Annotated in this window: 24 protein-coding genes, 1 tRNA gene and 1 pseudogene; 20 read left to right on the top strand and 6 right to left on the bottom strand. The window is 50.1% G+C overall.

The window, feature by feature from the left end:
- Nucleotides 1-3: 3 nt before the first annotated feature.
- Nucleotides 4-990 (top strand): annotated as a pseudogene (locus OGX83_RS09745) (contractile injection system protein, VgrG/Pvc8 family); the annotation flags it as partial.
- A 64-nt stretch (nt 991-1,054) separates the two neighbouring features.
- Nucleotides 1,055-1,270, top strand: coding sequence for an ogr/Delta-like zinc finger family protein (locus tag OGX83_RS09740; RefSeq protein ID WP_058842448.1), 216 nt, complete (start codon nt 1,055-1,057; stop codon nt 1,268-1,270).
- Nucleotides 1,271-1,546: 276 nt separating this feature from the next.
- Here OGX83_RS09740 and OGX83_RS09735 read toward each other — a convergent pair whose 3' ends face one another.
- Nucleotides 1,547-3,232: an aspartate:alanine antiporter gene (locus OGX83_RS09735; RefSeq protein WP_003831652.1), complete on the bottom strand. Its 1,686-nt coding sequence runs from the start codon at nt 3,230-3,232 to the stop codon at nt 1,547-1,549.
- 269 nt (nt 3,233-3,501) lie between these two features.
- On the opposite strand from OGX83_RS09735, the gene OGX83_RS09730 reads away from it, so the two are divergent.
- Entirely contained in the window at nt 3,502-3,882 is a 381-nt protein-coding gene (locus tag OGX83_RS09730) for an inner membrane protein YbjM (protein ID WP_003035356.1), read from the top strand.
- 34 nt (nt 3,883-3,916) lie between these two features.
- On the opposite strand, the gene OGX83_RS09725 is transcribed toward OGX83_RS09730, so the two are convergent.
- The gene (locus OGX83_RS09725; protein WP_008784241.1) at nt 3,917-4,180 is read right to left on the bottom strand and encodes a GrxA family glutaredoxin; all 264 of its coding nucleotides are present in this window, start codon (nt 4,178-4,180) and stop codon (nt 3,917-3,919) included.
- A 172-nt stretch (nt 4,181-4,352) separates the two neighbouring features.
- Between OGX83_RS09725 and OGX83_RS09720 the strand changes: the two genes are divergently transcribed.
- The 10 genes from OGX83_RS09720 to rlmC all read left to right on the top strand — a co-directional run bounded on the left by OGX83_RS09720 (nt 4,353) and on the right by rlmC (nt 13,218).
- Nucleotides 4,353-4,643 (top strand): DUF1418 family protein, encoded by a 291-nt coding sequence (locus tag OGX83_RS09720; protein ID WP_003831656.1) that lies wholly within the window; start codon nt 4,353-4,355, stop codon nt 4,641-4,643.
- The gene (gene nfsA, locus OGX83_RS09715) at nt 4,627-5,349 is read left to right on the top strand and encodes a nitroreductase NfsA (RefSeq protein ID WP_286587902.1); all 723 of its coding nucleotides are present in this window, start codon (nt 4,627-4,629) and stop codon (nt 5,347-5,349) included. The genes OGX83_RS09720 and nfsA overlap by 17 nt, the downstream gene beginning before the upstream one ends.
- Before the next feature lie 59 nt (nt 5,350-5,408).
- Nucleotides 5,409-6,311 (top strand): 30S ribosomal protein S6--L-glutamate ligase, encoded by a 903-nt coding sequence (gene rimK / locus OGX83_RS09710; protein WP_003831660.1) that lies wholly within the window; start codon nt 5,409-5,411, stop codon nt 6,309-6,311.
- 90 nt (nt 6,312-6,401) lie between these two features.
- A complete protein-coding gene (locus OGX83_RS09705) occupies nt 6,402-6,878 on the top strand; it encodes a type III secretion system chaperone family protein (RefSeq protein ID WP_003831662.1) in 477 nt (158 codons plus the stop codon).
- 433 nt (nt 6,879-7,311) lie between these two features.
- Nucleotides 7,312-8,424, top strand: coding sequence for a spermidine/putrescine ABC transporter substrate-binding protein PotF (potF, locus tag OGX83_RS09700; RefSeq protein ID WP_003831664.1), 1,113 nt, complete (start codon nt 7,312-7,314; stop codon nt 8,422-8,424).
- Between the two features lie 138 nt (nt 8,425-8,562).
- Nucleotides 8,563-9,696, top strand: a complete 1,134-nt coding sequence (gene potG, locus OGX83_RS09695; protein WP_258882111.1) for a putrescine ABC transporter ATP-binding subunit PotG — start codon at nt 8,563-8,565, stop codon at nt 9,694-9,696.
- A gap of 9 nt (nt 9,697-9,705) precedes the next feature.
- Nucleotides 9,706-10,659, top strand: a complete 954-nt coding sequence (gene potH, locus OGX83_RS09690) for a putrescine ABC transporter permease PotH (RefSeq protein ID WP_079934664.1) — start codon at nt 9,706-9,708, stop codon at nt 10,657-10,659.
- On the top strand, nt 10,656-11,501 hold the full coding sequence (gene potI / locus OGX83_RS09685; protein ID WP_008784246.1) for a putrescine ABC transporter permease PotI: 846 nt from the start codon (nt 10,656-10,658) through the stop codon (nt 11,499-11,501). The genes potH and potI overlap by 4 nt, the downstream gene beginning before the upstream one ends.
- A 59-nt stretch (nt 11,502-11,560) precedes the next feature.
- Nucleotides 11,561-12,049: a YbjO family protein gene (locus OGX83_RS09680; protein WP_003035378.1), complete on the top strand. Its 489-nt coding sequence runs from the start codon at nt 11,561-11,563 to the stop codon at nt 12,047-12,049.
- Between the two features lie 41 nt (nt 12,050-12,090).
- Complete coding sequence (gene rlmC, locus OGX83_RS09675; RefSeq protein WP_048214585.1) at nt 12,091-13,218, top strand: 23S rRNA (uracil(747)-C(5))-methyltransferase RlmC; 1,128 nt, start codon at nt 12,091-12,093, stop codon at nt 13,216-13,218.
- A 90-nt stretch (nt 13,219-13,308) separates the two neighbouring features.
- On the opposite strand, the gene OGX83_RS09670 is transcribed toward rlmC, so the two are convergent.
- On the bottom strand, nt 13,309-14,367 hold the full coding sequence (locus OGX83_RS09670) for a LacI family DNA-binding transcriptional regulator (protein WP_103284949.1): 1,059 nt from the start codon (nt 14,365-14,367) through the stop codon (nt 13,309-13,311).
- A 222-nt stretch (nt 14,368-14,589) separates the two neighbouring features.
- Between OGX83_RS09670 and OGX83_RS09665 the strand changes: the two genes are divergently transcribed.
- From OGX83_RS09665 to OGX83_RS09635, 7 genes are all read left to right on the top strand, one after another.
- Complete coding sequence (locus OGX83_RS09665) at nt 14,590-15,030, top strand: PTS sugar transporter subunit IIA (RefSeq protein ID WP_103284950.1); 441 nt, start codon at nt 14,590-14,592, stop codon at nt 15,028-15,030.
- A gap of 10 nt (nt 15,031-15,040) precedes the next feature.
- Complete coding sequence (locus OGX83_RS09660; protein WP_103284951.1) at nt 15,041-15,307, top strand: PTS sugar transporter subunit IIB; 267 nt, start codon at nt 15,041-15,043, stop codon at nt 15,305-15,307.
- 31 nt (nt 15,308-15,338) lie between these two features.
- Nucleotides 15,339-16,601, top strand: coding sequence for a PTS ascorbate transporter subunit IIC (gene ulaA / locus OGX83_RS09655; RefSeq protein ID WP_080625471.1), 1,263 nt, complete (start codon nt 15,339-15,341; stop codon nt 16,599-16,601).
- 22 nt (nt 16,602-16,623) lie between these two features.
- On the top strand, nt 16,624-17,301 hold the full coding sequence (gene alsE / locus OGX83_RS09650; protein WP_286585255.1) for a D-allulose 6-phosphate 3-epimerase: 678 nt from the start codon (nt 16,624-16,626) through the stop codon (nt 17,299-17,301).
- A gap of 135 nt (nt 17,302-17,436) precedes the next feature.
- Nucleotides 17,437-17,907 carry a PTS sugar transporter subunit IIA gene (locus OGX83_RS09645; protein WP_063940633.1) on the top strand — a complete coding sequence of 157 codons (471 nt, stop codon included), beginning with the start codon at nt 17,437-17,439 and terminating at the stop codon, nt 17,905-17,907.
- A gap of 55 nt (nt 17,908-17,962) precedes the next feature.
- The gene (locus OGX83_RS09640; protein WP_286587895.1) at nt 17,963-18,274 is read left to right on the top strand and encodes a PTS fructose transporter subunit IIB; all 312 of its coding nucleotides are present in this window, start codon (nt 17,963-17,965) and stop codon (nt 18,272-18,274) included.
- A 43-nt stretch (nt 18,275-18,317) separates the two neighbouring features.
- On the top strand, nt 18,318-19,424 hold the full coding sequence (locus OGX83_RS09635; protein WP_286587894.1) for a PTS fructose transporter subunit IIC: 1,107 nt from the start codon (nt 18,318-18,320) through the stop codon (nt 19,422-19,424).
- Nucleotides 19,425-19,805: 381 nt separating this feature from the next.
- Here the strand turns inward: OGX83_RS09635 and OGX83_RS09630 are convergent.
- The 3 genes from OGX83_RS09630 to OGX83_RS09620 form a co-directional block, all read right to left on the bottom strand.
- Nucleotides 19,806-19,893 (bottom strand) — tRNA-Ser (locus tag OGX83_RS09630).
- 149 nt (nt 19,894-20,042) lie between these two features.
- Complete coding sequence (locus OGX83_RS09625; RefSeq protein ID WP_003831673.1) at nt 20,043-20,720, bottom strand: isochorismatase family protein; 678 nt, start codon at nt 20,718-20,720, stop codon at nt 20,043-20,045.
- A gap of 16 nt (nt 20,721-20,736) precedes the next feature.
- Nucleotides 20,737-21,597 carry a pirin family protein gene (locus OGX83_RS09620; protein WP_003831674.1) on the bottom strand — a complete coding sequence of 287 codons (861 nt, stop codon included), beginning with the start codon at nt 21,595-21,597 and terminating at the stop codon, nt 20,737-20,739.
- Nucleotides 21,598-21,676: the final 79 nt, after the last annotated feature.

The following is a 21,676-nucleotide window of genomic DNA, read 5'->3' as shown; positions in this document are numbered from 1 at the left end:
GGGGGATACATGGCATTACCACGCAAGTTAAAACATTTGAACCTGTTCAACGACGGGAACAACTGGCAGGGGATCGTTGAGTCCCTGACCCTGCCGAAATTCACCCGCAAGTTTGAGAAGTATCGCGGCGGCGGTATGCCGGGCGCGGTGGATGTGGATATGGGGCTGGATGACGGTGCCCCTGACCGGCTGACCATCCGGGCGCGTAGCGCAGATTTCCGTGAAACCCTCAATACACGGCGCGAAAAATCATGGCATCAGACAACGGTGGGGGAGGTGGTAAAGGAAATCGCCGCCCGGCATAACCTCAAAATGGCGCTGGGTAAAGACCTGACGGATAAGGCGCTGGATCATCTGGACCAGACCAATGAAAGCGATGCAAGTTTTCTGATGAAACTGGCGAGACAGTATGGGGCGATTGCTTCCGTTAAGGACGGGAATCTGCTGTTTATCCGGCAGGGACAGGGAAGAACGGCAAGCGGTAAGCCGCTGCCGGTTATCACCATCACGCGCAAAGTCGGTGACGGTCATCGGTTCACCCTTGCTGATCGTGGTGCCTATACCGGTGTTATTGCCAGCTGGTTGCATACGCGTGAACCCAGGAAAAAAGAGACAACTAGTGTTAAGCGTCGTCAAAAGAAAACCACCACCCCCAAAGAGCCGGAAGCAAAACAGGGAGATTATCTGGTGGGAACGGATGAAAACGTGCTGGTTCTTAATCGTACCTATGCCAACCGGAGCAATGCAGAGCGCGCAGCAAAAATGCAGTGGGAACGTCTGCAGCGTGGGGTTGCTTCATTTTCCCTGCAGCTCGCTGAGGGGCGGGCTGATCTCTATACGGAAATGCCGGTGAAGGTGACGGGGTTTAAGCAGCCGATTGATGATGCAGAATGGACCATTACCACCCTGACGCATTCTGTCAGCCCGGATAATGGATTTACGACCAGCATGGAGCTTGAAGTGAAAATAGATGAGTTCGCAATAGAATGATTAGTTCCAAAATGCGAACAATGATGTATCATTATTGCGAACTGGTTAATAATGAGGGCTGATTATGATGAATTGTCCTATGTGCGGTCAGGCTGCACATACCCGCAGTAGCTTTCAGGTTTCCAACGAAACCAAAGAACGCTACAACCAGTGCACCAATATCGAGTGCGGGCATACCTTCGTGACGCATGAGACTTTTGTGCGCTCTGTGTGCCGCCCGCAAAAAATCAGCGCAGCACCACCGCATCCCAAAGGTATGCAGGAACAATTTGCTTACTGATTTTGACCCGCTGTTATGCCTGTTGCCGCCATGGGTAAAACGCTGCCGCCATTTTGTCGCCATCAGGCTTAAAGGTGGTGTGTAAGTGGCTGATTAGAAAGAGGATGAATTTCAGGCAACAAAAAACCCATCAACCTTGAACCAAAACGGCGGGGTTGATGGGCTCCACAAATTGGGGACATCAAAGAAAAGCAGTGGCAATAGTTATGACTGACGCCTTGAAGAAAAGTTCTGCTTACCTGCAAAAAATTTTTCAATTAAAGGAAAATTTCAGCGCTAACCAAGGCCAGGCCAGACAATGACGATGAGTGTCCCCGCTAATGTCAGCAGAACGTTGGCAATCGCGTAGGTCCCGGCATAGCCTAACGCAGGGATGTTGCTGCGTGCGGTGTCGCTGATGATTTCCATTGCCGGAGCACAGGTACGTGCGCCCATCATGGCACCAAACAGCAGGGCACGGTTCATGCGCAATACGTAAGCACCAAACAAGAAACAGATGACAACCGGAACCAGGCTGACTACCAGACCGGCAATCAACATTTGACCGCCGACGGCACCCAGGCCATTACCAATGCCACTGCCTGCGCTTAAACCGACGCCTGCCATGAATACCATCAGGCCAAACTCTTTCACCATATTCAGCGCACCCTGTGGGATATAGCCAAATGTGGGGTGGTTGGCTCGCAGGAAGCCCAGCATGATCCCAGCGAACAGCAGTCCAGCCGCATTCCCGATGCCGAAGCTGAAATTACTGAACTGGAAGGTGATCATCCCGATCATCAGACCGATGATAAAGAAGGCGCAGAAGGCCAGCAGATCGGTCACCTGACTGTGAATGGAAATGAAGCCGATACGATCGGCAATGGTTTTCACGCGACGAGCATCACCGCTGACCTGCAACACGTCGCCTTTATTGAGTACGACGTTGTCATCAATAGGCATTTCAATCTGGCTACGGATCACGCGGTTCAGGAAACAACCATGGTCGGTCAGTTTCAACTGGGCTAGGCGACGACCAACGGCATTGTGGTTTTTCACCACAATTTCTTCAGTGACGATGCGCATATCAAGCAGATCGCGATCGAACACCTCTTTACCGTTACGGAAGCTGGGATCGAGGCGAGCATGGGCGTCCGGATAACCCACCAGGGCTATCTCATCGCCCATTTGCAACACCGCATCACCATCCGGGTTGGCCAGAATGCCGTTGCGACGGATGCGTTCAATGTAACAACCGGTCTGGCGATAAATACCCAGTTCGCGCAGATTTTTGCCATCGGCCCATGCCACTAGCTCAGGGCCAACGCGATAGGCGCGGATCACCGGGAGGTACACTTTACGATTGGCGTCGGTGTCCAGACCTCGTTCACGCGCGATTTGTTGGGCGCTGGTTTGCAGATCCTGATGCTGCAGTTTCGGCAAATAGCGCGCACCAACAATCAGGCTGACCAGACCAATCAAATAGGTGAGGGCGTAACCCAGGCTCAGGTTATCGAGAGCACTTGAAAGTTGTGTCCCTGTCATTCCTGAATGGCGCAAGGTATCACCCGCGCCGACCAGCACCGGCGTTGAGGTCATCGAGCCAGCCAGCATACCCGCCGTCAGGCCGATGTCCCAGCCAAATAGCTTACCCAGCCCCAACGCGATCAGCATTGCGCTACCGACCATCACCAGGGCAAGCATTAGATAATTTTTCCCATCGCGAAAAAAAATCGAAAAAAAGTTGGGACCGGCTTCGACGCCGACGCAAAAAATAAACAGCATAAAGCCGAGATTTAATGCATCGGTGTTAATACTAAAGTGCTGCTGACCTAATAATAGGGAGACCACTAAAACGCCAATGGAATTACCGAGTTGGACTGAACCCAGACGTAATTTGCCCAGACACAGGCCCAGAGCCAGGACCACAAATAATAACAGGATGTAATTCCCATTTAACAAATCTGCGACGTTTATATTCACGGAGACTAACTTCTTGTTTACTAGTAAGCTATTGAAAGAAATGGCAATTTACGCTAATGTTTTTGCCAGAAATTAAGGGGCGATAGCATCGTACACAGCCCCGAATAATGCAGCATAACAATATATGCGGTTAGTTTAATCTCATTACGTATCAACGGCTATAAGAATCGTGTGGGTGTGTTTTTGGCATGGAATGCCGAGTTACTTTATCTGACTGGACGCCTGCGGGCGAAAAGAGTGTTCGATAGAGAATGTGTCAGGAGGAACGATTGAAACATAAGCAAAGTTGGGCGAGTGCGGTCTGCTGCTTTGTGCTCTTTATTGTGGTGTGTCTTTCATTAACGCTGAACGTGAAAGGGGCATTCAGAGCGGCAGGGCATCCTGAGGTCGGATTGTTGTTTTTTATCTTACCTGGTGCTGCAGCAAGCTTTTTTTCCCATCGTCGGGAAGTGCTCAAACCCCTGCTTGGTGCAATGTTGGCGGCGCCGTGCTGCCTGTTACTGATGCGGTTCGTTTTTATGCCGACGCGTTCATTGTGGCAAGAGCTGGCGTGGTTGTTTAGTGCGGTGTTTTGGTGCGCACTTGGCGCATTATGTTTTTTATTTATCAGTAGCTTATTCAATCAGCATCAGCGGCGGAAAAAGAACTGATGACGCCCTCAAGGTGAGGGCGTAGAAACCGCTATCAGGCGAACAGATTCATGTTCTCTTTTGCCCAAGCTTCAAAATCCGTGCAGCCGCCGATGTGTTTTTGATCGACAAAAATCTGCGGAACGGTTTCAACTGGCTTACCTACCGTCTTTTCCAGATCTGCTTTGGTAATTCCTTCAGCATGGATATCAATGTAGCGGAAGTTAAAATCTTCATGCTCACTGCTTAATTTTTCTGCTAATTCTTTTGCGCGCACGCAATACGGGCACCCTGGGCGACCAAAAATAACGGCAAACATCTCTTTCTCCTCGAACTTATCAGGCCGGATGGCAATACTGGTTATGATGCCGCGATTTGTGACGGATGGAAAGCAGGTTCAGCCTGTTGCTTTGATATCCTCAAGCTATATCTGTTAAACACGGCAAGCCGGAACGTTTTATAATGGAAGCCATTTCGCCGGGAGGCCGCGTATGCGCACAATTGGTGTATTACCCAAAAGCGTATTGATGCTGGAAATAATTGGGATGGTTTTGTTATCGCTGGCGCTGCTATCGCTTAACGATTACCTCACCTTGCCCGCACCGCTTAACAGCCCGTTAGCCTGCGTGGTGATGATATTTCTGGGCGTACTGCTGATGCTCCCTGCTGCGGTGGCGTTGATGTGGCGTGTTGCTCAACTGCTGGCACCGCAACTGATGTCTCGCACACCCGGTGATTCAACTGATTCAGACAGAGACAAAAGAGATGACTCCAACCATTGATTTACTCCGCAGCCACCGTTCCATTCGCCATTTTACTGATGATGCCATTTCGGATGCACAGCGTGAGGCGATTATTGCCGCCGCTCAGGGAACGTCAAGCTCCAGTTTTCTACAGTGCACGACGATCGTTCGCATAACGGATAAATCCTTGCGTGAATCACTGGCTACCTTATCTGGCGGTCAAAAGCATGTGGCACAGGCCGCTGAGTTCTGGGTGTTTTGCGCTGATTTTAACCGTCATTTGCAGATTTGCCCTGACGCGCAACTTGGGCTGGCGGAACAGCTGCTGCTGGGTGTGGTTGATACTGCAATGATGGCGCAAAATGCATTGACGGCGGCAGAGTCGCTGGGACTTGGCGGCGTGTTTATTGGCGGTTTGCGTAACAATATTGAGCCGATTACCGAACTGCTGAAGCTTCCGCAACATGTTCTGCCGCTCTTTGGATTGTGCCTCGGCTGGCCTGCGGATAACCCGGATATCAAGCCGCGCCTGCCCGCGTCGCTTGTGGTGCATGAAAACCAATACCAGCCACTCAACAGTGATGTGTTGGCGCAATATGATGAGCAGCTCGCGCAGTACTATCTGACCCGAGGCAGCAATACCCGCCGCGACACCTGGAGCGATCATATTCGCCGTACCATCATTAAAGAAAGTCGCCCCTTTATCCTGGAATATTTGCATAAACAGGGATGGGCTACGCGCTAAAGATTTTAACCCAGTGTATGATACGCCAGCTTTTACCAGGTCATTCAGAGAGGTGCAGGGTGAAAATTGCCATTTTGTCCCGGGACGGAACGCTCTATTCTTGTAAACGCCTGCGTGAAGCGGCGATGCAGCGCGGTCACCTGGTTGAAGTTATCGATCCCCTTTCTTGCTATATGAACATCAGCCCGGCGGCATCCTCTATTCATTACAAGGGCCGTCAGCTTCCCCATTTCGACGCGGTGATCCCGCGGATTGGTTCCGCGATTACCTTTTATGGGACCGCGGCGCTGCGCCAGTTTGAGATGCTGGGTAGCTATCCGTTGAATGAATCGGTAGCGATTACGCGAGCGCGCGATAAGCTGCGTTCGCTACAACTGCTGGCGCGTCAGGGAATTGATTTACCCATCACCGGAATTGCTCACTCTCCGGACGATACCAGCGACATGATTGACATGGTTGGCGGTGCGCCGTTGGTGGTGAAACTGGTTGAAGGCACCCAGGGTATTGGCGTGGTGCTGGCGGAAACGCGGCAGGCTGCAGAAAGCGTGGTAGATGCCTTTCGTGGGGTGAATGCCCATATCCTGGTTCAGGAATATATCAAAGAAGCGAAGGGTCGCGATATCCGCTGTTTCGTGGTGGGCGATGAAGTAGTGGCCGCCATTGAACGACGGGCTAAAGAGGGCGATTTTCGTTCTAATCTCCATCGTGGTGGGGTGGCGACTATTGCGAGTATCACGCCGCGCGAAAGAGAAATTGCGCTCAAAGCCGCCCGGACGATGGGCCTGGACGTTGCAGGCGTTGATATTCTGCGCGCTGATCGAGGGCCACTGGTCATGGAGGTCAACGCGTCTCCGGGGCTGGAAGGCGTGGAGAAAACCACCGGAATAGACATTGCCGCGAAAATGATCCAGTGGATCGAGCGCCATGCTACTCCTGAATTTTGTCTTAAAATCGGCGGCTAAGCGCAATATCGATTGCGATCGTGGTATGACACGCTCTTTTTGCGTAAGCTGTGCCGGTATTTTTTTCATCAATAGAGGTCGCACATTATTATGACATCACTGGTCGTTCCCACTCTGGATACGTTGCGTCAATGGCTCGACGACCTGGGCATGAGTTTTTTTGAATGCGATACCTGTCAGGCGCTGCACTTGCCACACATGCAGAATTTTGACGGCATCTTTGATGCAAAAGTTGATTTGGTCGATAACGTCATTCTGTTTTCTGCGATGGCGGAAGTCAGACCTTCTGCATTGCTGCCACTGGCAGCCGATCTGTCTGCGATCAATGCCAGTTCACTGACGGTGAAAGCGTTTCTGGATATGCAGGATGATAATCTGCCAAAGCTGGTGGTTTGCCAGTCTTTATCCGTTACGCCGGGCGTAACCTTTGAGCAGTTTGAATGTTTTGTTCGCCAGAGCGAAGAGCAAATATCGATGGTGATCCTCGAAGCCGGAGCGCATCAGCTGTTATTTAATGCTGAAGAAGATGCGCAAAACAGTACCGCTGAAATTCATTTCCTCCATTAATTCTTCCTGAATCTGGACATATATTGCGCAGCCGCTGCCAGAGCGGTTGCGTATTGCCTGTTTTTATTCTGCATTTAACCTTTCATTAAAGAATTATTCACCTCGATTCAGCGCCTTCCGCTTTATGTCATAGACAATTCCTGCATAAAAAATTGATAAAAGACGTTTTTTAATCTGGGCTATATCCACAATTCCTGGCTAAAGTTATTCTTGCGAAGCTTACCAACGTCATCATTTAAACAGCCCCTTGTGACCTGACCTGTGGCCACAATGTGTGTTGAATGCATAGGCGGATGCCAGCGAGCAACAGCGGCATGAGGAGAGGTCTCTCTTTTCATCGGTGCCGCATGAAAGAATATGCACGTTTCTTGCATATCATTAGAGTGTGACATTTTTGTTCGTTTGTTAACGAACTTTCAGAAGGAAAGAGATTATGACCGCCTTAAATAAAAAATGGTTATCAGGCCTGGTTGCGGGTGCTCTGATGGCCATCTCTGCCGGCACGCTCGCTGCTGAACAAAAAACGCTGCATATATATAACTGGTCTGATTATATCGCCCCGGACACGGTGGCTAATTTTGAAAAAGAGACCGGAATTAAAGTTATCTATGACGTATTTGATTCCAATGAAGTACTGGAAGGTAAGCTCATGGCTGGCAGTACCGGCTTTGACCTTGTCGTTCCTTCTGCCAGCTTCCTTGAGCGTCAACTGACTGCGGGCGTATTCCAGCCGCTTGATAAGAGCAAATTGCCGGGCTGGAAAAATCTTGATCCTGAACTGCTGAAGTTGGTGGGTAAACACGATCCGGACAACAAGTTCGCGATGCCGTATATGTGGGCTACGACCGGTATTGGTTATAACGTGGATAAAGTCAAAGCGGTGCTGGGGCCAGATGCGCCGGTTAACAGCTGGGATTTAATCCTCAAACCGGAAAATCTGGAAAAACTCAAAAGCTGCGGCGTCTCTTTCCTCGATGCGCCCGAAGAGGTGTTTGCCACGGTGCTGAACTATTTGGGTAAAGACCCAAACAGTACCAAAGCGGATGATTACACCGGACCGGCAACCGATCTGCTGTTGAAGCTGCGCCCAAATATTCGCTACTTCCACTCCTCGCAATATATTAACGACCTGGCAAACGGTGATACCTGCGTCGCGATTGGCTGGGCTGGGGACGTATGGCAAGCGGCAAACCGTGCGAAAGAAGCGAAAAATGGCGTCAATATCTCCTTCTCAATTCCTAAAGAAGGTGCAATGGCGTTCTTTGACGTATTCGCGATGCCTGCCGATGCGAAAAACAAAGATGAAGCCTATCAGTTCCTCAATTACCTGCTGCGCCCTGATGTGATTGCGCATATCTCCGACCACGTGTTTTATGCCAATGCCAACAAAGAAGCGACGGCTCTGGTCAGCCCTGAAGTTCGTGACAACCCGGGTATCTACCCGCCTGCGGATGTTCGCGCCAAGCTGTTCACACTGAAAGTACAGGATCCGAAGATCGATCGTGTACGTACCCGCGCATGGACGAAGGTAAAAAGCGGGAAATAAACCGATGTTTGGGACATGACCCGGCAGGATTTTTGCCTGCCGGGCAGCGTTGAACCCGGACACATATAACCCGGCAATACGCACCGTTATGGTGCGTTATTTGCACCGTTTCTTTGTTTTATGCCGGAGAGCACCTGAGTGAATGATGCAACCCCACGCCCACAAGCGAAAATCCGCAAGGCGCTGACCCCGCTGCTTGAAATTCGCAATCTGACCAAGTCATTTGACGGTCAGCACGCCGTTGATGACGTCAATCTTACTATCTACAAAGGTGAAATATTTGCTCTGCTCGGCGCGTCCGGCTGTGGCAAATCGACTCTGCTACGGATGCTGGCGGGATTTGAACTGCCGACCACCGGGCAAATCATGCTTGATGGCGTCGATTTAGCGCATGTCCCGCCTTATCTGCGTCCGATTAATATGATGTTTCAGTCCTATGCTCTGTTTCCGCACATGACTGTCGAGCAGAACATTGCCTTTGGCCTCAAGCAGGACAAACTGCCGAAGGCTGAAATCGCCAGTCGGGTGAATGAGATGCTGGGACTCGTGCATATGCAGGAGTTCGCCAAACGCAAGCCGCATCAGCTTTCTGGCGGCCAGCGTCAGCGTGTGGCACTGGCGCGTAGTCTGGCGAAACGGCCAAAACTGCTGCTGCTGGATGAGCCGATGGGAGCGCTGGATAAAAAACTCCGAGACCGCATGCAACTGGAAGTGGTGGATATCCTTGAACGCGTCGGCGTGACCTGCGTGATGGTGACACACGATCAGGAAGAAGCCATGACGATGGCGGGCCGTATTGCGATCATGAACCGTGGCAAATTTGTCCAGATTGGCGAGCCGGAAGAGATCTATGAGCATCCGACTACGCGTTACAGCGCAGAGTTTATCGGTTCGGTAAACGTTTTTGAGGGACTGCTAAAAGAACGCCAGGAAGACGGTCTGGTGATTGAGTCTCCTGGTCTGGTGCATCCGCTGAAAGTGGACGCCGATGCTTCTGTTGTCGATAACGTCCCGGTGTATGTTGCGCTGCGTCCGGAAAAAATCATGCTCTGCGAAACCCCTCCGCCAGAGGGTTATAACTTCGCGGTAGGCGAAGTGGTGCACATTGCCTATCTGGGCGATTTGTCGGTGTACCACGTACGTTTGAAAAGCGGCCAGATGTTGAGCGCCCAGCTACAAAATGAGCATCGTTATCGCAAGGGATTACCAACCTGGGGTGACGAAGTCCGTTTATGTTGGGATGCGGACAGCTGTGTGGTGTTGACGGTTTAAGGAGCGAAGATGAGTACACTTGAACCTCCGGCACGCGTGGATAAAGCAGGGCGATTCACGCTGTTTATGTCGCGGCTGCAAATGAAGCACGGGCGCAAGCTGGTGATCGCGCTGCCGTATGTGTGGCTGCTGCTCCTGTTTCTGCTGCCTTTTCTGATCGTCTTCAAGATCAGTTTGGCTGAAATGGCGCGCGCTATTCCTCCCTATACGGACCTCGTTTCATGGGCTGACGATCAGCTATCCATCACGCTCAACTTAGCCAACTTCCTGCAGTTAACGGACGATCCGCTCTATTTCGATGCCTACATGCAATCGTTACAGGTGGCGGGAATTTCGACAATCTGTTGCCTGCTGCTGGGATACCCGCTGGCATGGGCCGTCGCGCACAGTAAACCCTCAACGCGTAATATTCTGCTGTTGCTGGTGATCCTGCCGTCCTGGACCTCGTTTTTAATTCGCGTATATGCCTGGATGGGGATCCTGAAAAACAACGGCGTGCTGAACAACTTCCTGATGTGGCTGGGTGTCATCGACCAACCGTTGACGATTTTGCACACCAATCTGGCGGTCTACATCGGTATTGTTTACGCCTATTTGCCCTTTATGGTGCTGCCGATTTATACCGCGCTGACCCGTATTGATTACTCGCTGGTGGAAGCTGCGCTGGATTTAGGTGCCCGGCCGCTGAAGACCTTCTTTAGCGTGATTGTACCGTTGACCAAGGGCGGCATTATCGCCGGGTCAATGCTGGTATTTATTCCGGCTGTTGGCGAGTTTGTGATCCCGGAACTGTTGGGCGGCCCGGATAGCATCATGATTGGCCGTGTGCTTTGGCAAGAGTTTTTCAATAACCGCGACTGGCCGGTGGCTTCTGCTGTCGCCATTATTATGCTGCTGTTACTGATTGTGCCAATCATGTGGTTCCATAAATATCAGCAAAAAAGCGTGGGGGAACACGGATGAATAACTTACCGGTCGTTCGCTCGCCGTGGCGTATTTTTATCCTGGTAGTGGGCTTTACCTTCCTGTATGCGCCGATGCTGATGTTGGTTATCTATTCGTTTAACAGCTCGAAGCTGGTGACGGTCTGGGCGGGGTGGTCAACACGTTGGTATGGCGAGCTTTTCCACGATAGCGCGATGATAAGCGCCGTCGGCATGAGTTTAACGATTGCTGCAGGTGCTGCGACGATGGCGGCAATCCTTGGCACCATCGCCGCCGTGGTAATGGTGCGCTTTGGTCGTTTTCGTGGTTCGAATGGTTTCGCCTTTATGATTACCGCGCCGCTGGTCATGCCGGATGTTATTACCGGTTTGTCGCTGCTGCTGCTGTTTGTTGCGTTGGCTCACGCCATCGGCTGGCCAGCGGATCGCGGCATGCTGACCATATGGCTGGCGCACGTCACTTTCTGTACGGCGTACGTAGCGGTGGTGATTTCTTCACGTTTGCGCGAACTGGATCACTCCATTGAGGAAGCGGCGATGGATCTCGGCGCCACGCCGCTGAAGGTCTTTTTCGTCATCACCCTGCCGATGATTATGCCGGCGGTGATTTCCGGATGGTTATTAGCCTTCACGCTGTCACTCGATGATCTGGTTATTGCCAGCTTTGTCTCTGGTCCTGGCGCCACAACGTTACCGATGTTGGTGTTCTCCAGCGTACGTATGGGGGTAAACCCGGAGATCAACGCCCTGGCGACGCTGATCCTTGGTGTGGTAGGAATTATCGGATTTATCGCGTGGTATCTGATGGCGCGAACAGAAAAACAACGGATCCGCGATATCCAACGTGCAAGACGCGGCTGAAAAAACTAAAATCTGCCAACCTGTCTATACGGCGCAGCTGTGGTGGTTGCGCCGTTTTCATGGAAGACGACGCGTTGGGATTTTTTAAGAAATCATCCACATCACATGCTCGCTTAAACGTCCCTGCTTTGGTGCAGGTGGCGGCGCTGGCTATTATCATGATCCGCTGTCTCGATCTGTTGATGATTTTTAATACGCTTGGGTTTCGTGGAACCAGTGAGTTTATTCATCGCAGTGTGCAGACCTGGAATTTGACGCTGGTGTTTCTGGGCAGTCTGGTGCTGCTATTTATCGAAATTTACTGCGCATTTTCGCTGGTAAAAGGACGGAACTGGGCACGCTGGATCTATCTGTTGACCCAGATTATCGCCAGCGTCTATCTGTGGGCGGCTTCGCTGGGCTACGGATATCCAGAACTGTTCAGCATTGCGGGGGAGTCCAGACGCGAAATCCTGCATACGCTGGTGATGCAAAAACTGCCGGATATGCTGGTATTGCTGCTGCTGTTTGTTCCTGCGTCCAGCAGGCGGTTCTTCCGTTTGCAATAACGTGTATAATCTTGGCCCCCGGTTAATTTGTAGGTCTTTGTATGCAGTGCGCACTATATGACGCCGAACGCTGCCGCTCCTGTCAGTGGATAACACAGCCTGTCGCCGATCAACTCTTCGAAAAAACAGCCGATCTGCAGAATCTGCTGGCCGAGTATCCGGTCGGAGAATGGTGCGCGCCGGTCAGTGGTCCGGAAAGCGCGTTTCGTAATAAAGCCAAAATGGTGGTCAGCGGCAGCGTGGAAAAACCGCTGCTGGGAATGCTGCATCGTGACGGTACGCCTGAGGATTTGTGCGACTGTCCGCTCTATCCTGAGTCTTTTGCGCCCGTATTTGCCGCGCTTAAGCCGTTTATCGCTCGGGCGGGGCTGACGCCCTATAACGTGGCGCGCAAACGCGGGGAGCTGAAATATCTGCTGTTAACGGAAAGCCGATACGACGGCGGTATGATGCTGCGTTTTGTCCTGCGTTCTGACGCAAAACTGGCACAACTGCGCGCGGCACTACCCTGGTTGCAGGCACAACTCCCACAGTTAAAAGTGATCACTGCCAATATTCAGCCGGTGCATATGGCGATTATGGAAGGGGAGACAGAAATCTTCCTGACGGAACAACAGGCGCTGGCGGAACGCTTTAACGATGTACCGTTGTGGATCCGCCCGCAGAGTTTCTTCCAGACCAATCCGGTGGTAGCGGGGCAATTATATGCCACGGCGCGTGACTGGGTGCGTCAGCTTCCGGTTAATCACATGTGGGATTTGTTTTGCGGCGTCGGGGGTTTTGGTCTGCACTGTGCTACACCGCAAATGAAACTGACGGGGATTGAAATCGCGCCAGAAGCGATTACCTGCGCGAAGCAGTCAGCGCAGGAGCTTGGGTTGCAGAATCTGCATTTTCAGGCGCTGGATTCAACCCAGTTTGCTACCGCTCAGGGCGAAGTACCTGACCTGGTGCTGGTGAATCCGCCGCGTCGCGGGATTGGAAAGCCGCTGTGCGATTTTCTCTCCCGCATGGCACCGCGTTATATCGTTTATTCCAGCTGTAATGCGCAAACCATGGCGAAGGATATTCGTGAGTTGCCCGGGTATCGCATTGAACGCGTCCAACTTTTCGATATGTTCCCACACACCGCGCACTATGAAGTGCTAACGCTGCTCAGCCGACAATAACTGCCATGCCTGATGGCGCTTCGCTTATCAGGCCTACGGAGATATGCAGGGCTGTAGGCAGGATGACAAATCAATAAATATATTACCGCATTACATTTTTCTGGTGCTCGCGCGAACTTGTAACGTTGATGGTAATTCAATGAATTTATCCGTCGAATTGCCAGCAAGGAGATCAAGTAACGTTTTTCCTGCGCGAGTTCCTGTTTCACTCCATGGGAACTCGACAGCAGTCAGCGAAGGTGAGCAAACTGCGGCAAGAGTACCACCACTCAAGCTTGCCAATGCCAGGGAGTTGGGCACTTTTTGTCCTGCACCGTGGCAGGCCATAATGCAGCCGCAGGCAATTTCATCAGATGTACAAATCAGCGCATCCAGCTCTGGCCAGGTGATACGAATATCTCCCAGCAGGTTTAAACCGGTCGTTATGCCTGCTGGTAGGTGAGAGGTCACCACGCGATGTGGGGAGTGGTTAACCGAGAGCATGGCGCTGTTCCAGCCGCTCAGCACCTGGCGAAACATAATGTTATTGGAGGCGGTACAGAGCAGGCCGATATTTTTATATCCGCTCTGTGCAAGGGACGTGACAAGCTTTTTAATGGCCGCAGCGTAGTCAACGCCGATGCTGACCCAGTTAGCATCGCGATTAATAGCACCAATCTCAACCACCGGCACGCCGGTATTACTTATCATCTGCGAACAACTGCTGATGTTATCAATATTGAACTGAACAATCGCTGCCGGGTTATAGGCGAGCATTTGTGCAAAGGCTTTTTCTTCGCTTTGTCCACCCTGGCCGGACTCGATAAACATCATGCTGTAGCCCTGGGTCGCGATCACCGTCTGTAGCGTTTCGGAGACGGCAAGAAATCCAGGGGAGGAAAAAGAAGGCACCACACCCATTACGAGACTGGAGTCAGCAGAGGCGAGGCTGCGGGCCTGCAGGTTTGGCACATAGCCCAACTCGTTCACCGCTGCTTCGATGCGGGTGCGTAGTTCAGGATTCACTTTTTCAGGCATACGTAGTGCGCGCGACACGGTCATCGTGCTAACGCCGACCAGTTTTGCCACTTCGGCGAGCGTAATTTTGCCAGTGTTTTTCCTGCGTTTTTCTCGCGCGCTATCGTTATCGTCCGCTTGTAACGTCTGCACTGATGTCCTCCTTTAGCCTGTCTGGGCTCCCATTGTAAATGATGTTTAGCGTTTTGCGCATTGCCCAACTGCAAAGTCATGATAAGTATGGTTAATGAAGTTAGCGGTAACAAGAATTTTAACATCGCCATCGTGTTAGCGCTAACTTTGCGAGAGAGATCACGGTAAGGCGTGAAGGCATTCCTCTATAGTAGGCTCAATTTCAACGCTATCGGGGTATTTATGATTACGACCTGGTTACCTACAGAAAATATCCAAATTGTGGATTCAGTCTGTGACTGGAAACAGGCCATTACGTTAGCGGCACAACCTTTATTGGATAAAGAGTCGATAACTCAGGCTTATATTAAAGCCATTTTAAATAGCCATCAGGAACTCGGTCCTTATTATATTTTAGCACCTGGTCTGGCGATGCCCCATGCTCGTCCGGAACAGGGTGGGATTAAAAATGGCTTATCGCTTTTGCATATTAAACAAGGCATTTCTTTTGACTCGGAAGACAATGATCCTATTTATGTGGTGATTATGTTATGTGCGATTTCGGGAGATGAACACATTAATATGATCACAGCCCTTGCGGATATTTTTAGCGATGATGAAAGACTTTCAGCATTGTTAAAAGCATCCTCATTGGAAAAAATTCAAGCCGTTATCAAAGGATAGTGAGGTAAAGATGAAAAAAATTCTGATTGTGTGTGGTAACGGTTTAGGCAGCAGTTTTATCGTTGAAATGAACGTGAAAAAAATCATTAAAGAGCTAAATAAAGAAGCAATTGTTTCACATACTGACCTGACGTCGGCAAAAAGTGAAAGTGCAGATATTATTCTTAGCGCTAAAGATATTGCTGAACATCTATCCAGCCATGCTGCACAGGTCTTTGGCTTATCTAATTTACTGGATAACAATAAAATCAAAGAAATTCTTTCCGAGAATCTCTGACTAATTTTTTGCGGCCCTACGGAGTCATTCTATGCTGCAGTTTATTATTCATGATGTATTGGGCACACCAGCAATACTGGTCGGTCTGTTTTCCATGATCGGTTTATTATTGCAAAAAAAAGCAGTCTCCGAGGTTATTTCCGGAACTCTTAAAACTATAATGGGTTTTGTAATACTAACATCCGGTGCGGCGATTGTTGCCACTACGTTAACAACGTTTAGCCAGTTGTTTGAGTACTCATTCCATATTCAGGGAGTTGTGCCAAATACTGACGCCATGGCGGCGTTGGCGCAGAAAAACTACGGTACCGCGACGGCAATGATCATGGTGCTGGGGATGCTGTTTAACATTGTTCTTGCCCGCATTACACCGCTGAAATACATCTTTCTGACGGGGCACCACACGCTGTATATGGCGGCGATGCTGGCTGTCATTCTCTCCGTCGGCGGCCTGTCACCATTTTGGGTGATACTGGTCGGGGCGGTGATCCTCGGCATCATGATGGTGGTCTCTCCGGCCATTCTGCAGCCGTTCACTCGCAAAATAACCGGTACTGATGATCTGGCACTAGGTCATTTTGGTTCAACTGGCTATCTGCTGTCGGCGCTGGTGGGAAAAGCGGTCGGTAAAGGTAGCCCGTCAATTGAAGAAATGCAGGTGCCGAAATCACTGAATTTCCTGCGGGACTCCTCGGTTGCTATCTCTCTGACGATGATGATCCTGTTTGTAATTCTGGTGCTGGTTGCAGGTAAGGAATTTGTTGAGAGCAGCGTCAGTGGTGGTCAGAACTTTATCATCTTCGCCGTTATCCAGTCGCTGACCTTTGCGGCAGGCGTGTGGATCATCCTTGCGGGTGTACGCATGATTATTGCCGAAATTGTTCCAGCCTTTAAAGGTATCGCCGACAAGTTGGTGAAAGACGCCAAACCGGCGCTCGACTGCCCAACCGTCTTTCCGTTCGCCCCGAATGCCGTAATCGTCGGTTTTCTGTCAAGTTTTGCCGCCGGTCTGGTGAGCATGTTCCTATGCCCTCTGTTTGGTTTAAGCGTCATTGTTCCGGGTTTGGTACCGCACTTCTTCTGCGGCGCGACGGCGGGCGTCTACGGCAACATCTGCGGTGGTCGCCGAGGTGCGGTGGTGGGGGCCTTCGCTCACGGTCTGCTGATTTCGTTTTTGCCTGCAATCTTGCTGCCTCTAATGGGCGACCTTGGTTTTGCATCCACCACTTTTGGTGATGCGGACTTCGGCGTTGTTGGCATCATACTTGGGCATGTCGTTTCATTATTTAACTAATTGATTTTTATGGAGGTAAGGTATGGCAGCTAAATTTTCGCCCTCGTTAATGTGTATGGATTTAACGCAGTTCAGAGAACAAATTACGGCAATGAATGGCCGAGCTGATTTTTATCACGTCGATATTATGGACGGTAGCTATGTGAAGAACATTACGCTGTCACCATTCTTTATCGAAAACCTGAAGAAAATTACCGATGTGCCAATTGATGTGCATTTGATGGTGAATCACCCGGAAGATATTATTCCAATGTGTATTGATGCGGGAGCCGATATTATCAGTTTCCATCCGGAAACGGCGAATAACAAAATATTCCGCCTGCTGAACCAGATTAAAGATGCTGGTCGCCAGTGTGGCGTGGTGTTGAATCCGGCAACTCCAGCGGATGCTATTAAAGAGTACGCACATCTGCTGGATAAAGTGACCGTTATGTCGGTTGACCCCGGCTACGCAGGGCAGAAGTTTATTCCGGAATCACTCACCAAAATCAAAGAACTGATTGCGATGCGTGAAAATAAAGGCTACCACTACTTGACTGAGATTGATGGATCCTGCAACGAGAAAACCTTTAATGTGATCTCCCGGTCCGGCGTTGACGTCTATATTGTGGGAACCTCGGGCCTGTTCTCCCTGGCGGATAATGTCAGTGATGCCTGGGATAAAATGGTCGATATCTACCAGCGCGAAGTCGCTGCCTAAAATTACAGCGCGCTCAACCGTATTAAGCCATTACTTAGGGTAAAGAGTCTATTTAACCGATCTGTCTCTTTACTCTCGCTCTTGATTTATTCGGTTGAGGGCGCTGTAACCCTATTATATTAATGAAGGTGAGTTATGAATATTTCGGATGTGCTTAATGCAAAGAACATTAAGCTAAATATGATGGCTAAAACAAAAGAAGAAGCCATTGAAGAATTAACCGACTTATTAGTGCTTGATGGAGTTGTCATCAGTAAAAATGATTTTCTAAAAGATGTCTGGCTACGCGAGGAACAAGGCTCCACTGGGTTCGAGAATCATGTTGCGATCCCACATGGGAAATCCTCAGGCGTGGCCCGTACTGCATTGGCTATTGGACGAACCCAGCATCAAATACCCTGGGAAACAATGGATGGTAGTGATGTTCGTTGTATTATTTTATTTGCTGTTTGTCTAGTGGATCAAAATGCAACTCATATCCGTTTACTATCACAAGTCTCTGGCTCATTAGCAGATGAAGAAATAATAGAAAAATTGCTGAAAGAAAATGATCCTCAGAAAATCATCGAACTTTTGATCCCTGAAGATGAAGGCATTAACGCTTAATTTAATCAACACCTCTGCCATAGCATAGCAAATAATTAAATCCTGGAGAATAGTTATGAATATTGTTGGCGTTACAGCCTGTACTGTAGGTATTGCACATACATATATTGCGCAAAAGAAAATTGAAATAGCTGCGAAAAAAGCAGGGCATAATGTCAAAATTGAAACACAAGGCACTATAGGTATCGAGAATGCCTTAACCGCTGATGAGATCATACAAGCCGACATTGTACTGTTAGCCGCCGATGTTAAGGTTTCTGGTGAAGAAAGATTCGCTGGAAAGAAAATAGTCAGAGTGCCAACTGAAATGGCAGTTAAATCTCCCAATAAGCTTATTGAAAAACTCAGTGAATTAGTAAATTCATAACTTTTACCTATGCGTATCCTATATAAATTAAAGGGCGTAATTTATGAATATTAAAGAAGTATGGAAAGCAGCAAACCCTAAGGGTCATCTGCTTACTGCCATCTCATTCTTGATTCCCATTGTTTGTGGTGCTGGATTTATTATTGCAATTGGTATGGGTCTTGGGGGGACGGTTCAGGACACTTTAGTACCGGGTCAATTTGATCTGTGGCAGGCCTTCGCGACTATGGGGGCCAAGGCGCTTGGACTATTACCCGTCGTTATAGCTATCGGGATTTCCGGTTCTATCGCAGGTAAGCCCGGTATAGCCCCTGGTTTTGTCGTTGGTCTGGCGGCTAATGCTATTGGTGCGGGCTTCATTGGTGGCATGATCGGCGGCTACATTTCTGGGTATATTGCTCTTGCTATTATTAAAAATATGAAGGTGCCTGACTGGGCTAGGGGGTTAATGCCCACATTGGTTGTGCCATTTTTTGCATCCGTTCTCAGTGCCCTGATTATGGTTTATATCATCGGTACGCCTATTGGTATTTTTACAGACGCTCTTACATTGTTCCTGAGAAGTATGGGAACTTCATCTAATTTACTATTAGGTGCTGTTATAGGAGCGTTGTGTATCGTTGACTTTGGCGGTCCGATAAATAAAACGTGTTTTGCATTTGTCTTAACACTCCAGGCGCAGGGTATAAATGAACCAATTACGGCCCTGCAGTTAGTTAACACGGCAACACCTATCGGTTTTGGGCTTGCATTCTTTATTGCCAAACTTCTTCGCAAAAATATTTATAATAACGAAGAAATCGAAATGTTAAAATCGGCTGTTCCTATGGGGGTGGTGAATATTGTTGAAGGATCTATACCCATAGTTATGAATGATATCGTTCGTGGTATTGCTGCTGCAGCAATCGGCGGTGCTTGTGGTGGTGCAATCACCATGGTTTATGGCGCAGATGCAACAGTACCTTTTGGTGGTGTTTTGATGATTCCTACAATGTCACATCCAATGGCCGGTATTATGGCATTGATAGTTAATATATTTGTAACGGCTACTGTCTATGCCATTATCAAAAAAGATGTTCCTCGGGATGTAATTATAAATAATGATCAAGAAGAGGAAGATATCGATTGGGATGATATTAAAATAAGCTAAGTACGTAATAAAAGTACTCCGTGTATATCTGAAAGCGTTCATCACACAGTGGGGGATTTACATCCCCCACTGGCGTGCAACATGCGAAAAAAAAGCCCGTACTTTCGTACGAGCTGTTCTTAAAATATGGCGGTGAGGGGGGATTGACTCGCTTTGCTCGCCCTTCGGGCAGCCCACTCACTCCGTTCGCGGTCTGTCCAACTGGCTGCGCCGCTACTCGGCCCATCCCTGGGCCTCGCCCCTACGGGGCCAGCGCATGCGCTGTTCAAAATTGCTCCCGGCAATTTTGTGTCGAACCCCGGTCGGGGCTTCTCATCCCCCCGCAGATCTGCAACATGCGAAAAAAAAGCCCGTACTTTCGTACGAGCTCTTCTTAAAATATGGCGGTGAGGCGGGGATTCGAACCCCGGATACGTTGCCGTATACACACTTTCCAGGCGTGCTCCTTCAGCCACTCGGACACCTCACCATATTGTATTGCTGCCTGACCGCTTGGGGGGCAACGGGGCGCTACTATAGGGAGTTGCGCTAAAACGGTCAAGCAGAATTTACGTGTTAACTCTCGTTTGGTTACGCAATATACATATTCCTCCGCCCAGGCAGGCGCGGAGGAAAGGATTAGCGCTGAGAGTCCAGTTTTTCGCCGCTGGTCACGACTTCCTGAGCTTTGCTGTAGCTTTCGATCAGCAACTGATAAGCCGGGAAGACTTTGGTATACACTTCCGCCCATTCGGCGGCGTCTTCACGGTTCCATGTACCCTGAATTTCAGAAGCGACGGCGGCGGTATCCATCGGCACGACGCCAGCCTGAACAACACGAGCCAGGGTGATTTCCTGCGCCATTTTGCTGTAAGTACCGGAAGCGTCGATCACTGCGAAGACCTTATAGCCTTCCGCAACCGCGCTGATAGCCGGGAAAGCCATGCACACGCTGGTAATCGTACCGGCGATAATCAGCGTTTTACGACCCGTTGCTTTGACCGCTTTCACGAAATCTTCGTTATCCCAGGCGTTGATTTCGCCTTTACGCGCCACGTATTGGGCATGCGGCGCATTGGCGTGGATCTCAGGGATCAGCGGGCCGTTAGGTCCCTGCGGTACGGATGCCGTGGTAATCACCGGCATCTTCGCCAGAGTCGCCATTTTAGCCAGCGCGGCGGCACGCGCACGCAGTTCTGGCATTGGCATGTCGCCGACGGTCTGGAACAACCCGCTCTGATGATCGATAAGCAGCATGACGGAATCATTCACATCGATGACCGGACGTGAACCATTAAAGTTTGCAGGACTGGACATATTCTTCTCCTTCGATTCAGATTTGGCCAAAGCGGCCGGAGTTAAAATCGCGTACGGCTTCAGCGATTTCTTGTTTCGTGTTCATTACAAACGGACCGTAACCTACAATCGGCTCGTTTAACGGTTCTCCAGAAAGCAGCAGCACGCTGGCGTCGCTGGAGGCTTCAATATGCAGCGTTTTCCCCTGCTGGCTCAGCACCACCAGTTGCGCTTCGCTGGCAGACGTAGTGCCGTTTACGGTGATATTCCCTTTCAATACCACCAGGGCAGTGCTCCATCCTTCCGGCTGGGACAACGTGAGCTGATGATTACGTTGCAAACGCATATCCCAGACGTTCAGCGGCGAGAAGGTATGTGCCGGGCCTTTTGTATCCTGATAGCTGCCCGCAATCACACGAACGCTCCCTGCTTCATCAGGCAGGGCGACAGTGGGGATCACATCGCTGCTGATGCCCTGGTAACCCGGAACGGCCATTTTGTCTTTTGCTGGCAGATTGACCCACAGCTGTACCATTTCCAGTTCGCCACCCTGACGGGTAAATTCAGGTGAATGGAACTCTTCGTGTAATATTCCTGCTCCTGCTGTCATCCACTGCACGTCGCCGGGGCCGATAATGCCGCCGCGACCGGTTGAATCACGGTGTTCAACTTCGCCGCTGTAAACGATGGTCACCGTCTCAAAACCACGGTGAGGGTGTTCGCCTACGCCGCGTTTTTCGTTACCCGGCGTAAACGTATGTGGACCGGCGTAATCCAGCAGCAGGAACGGACTTAGTTGCTCAGCATGAGACTGGTAAGAAAACATCGAGCGAACCGGAAATCCATCGCCAACCCAGTGTGGGCGAGGTGCGGTGTAGACGCCTGTTACTTGTTTCATATGTGTCTCCTCTGTGGCGTTATCTTGATGTGAATAAGCTTATATTCATGACAGCGAGCTGAGTAGTAGCTAAAATAGT

The sequence above is a fragment of the Citrobacter sp. Cpo074 genome (assembly GCF_030332745.1).
GTDB lineage: Bacteria > Pseudomonadota > Gammaproteobacteria > Enterobacterales > Enterobacteriaceae > Citrobacter > Citrobacter portucalensis.
Note: the sequence above shows the minus strand (reverse complement) of the source record. Positions and strands in the feature narration are given on the sequence as shown.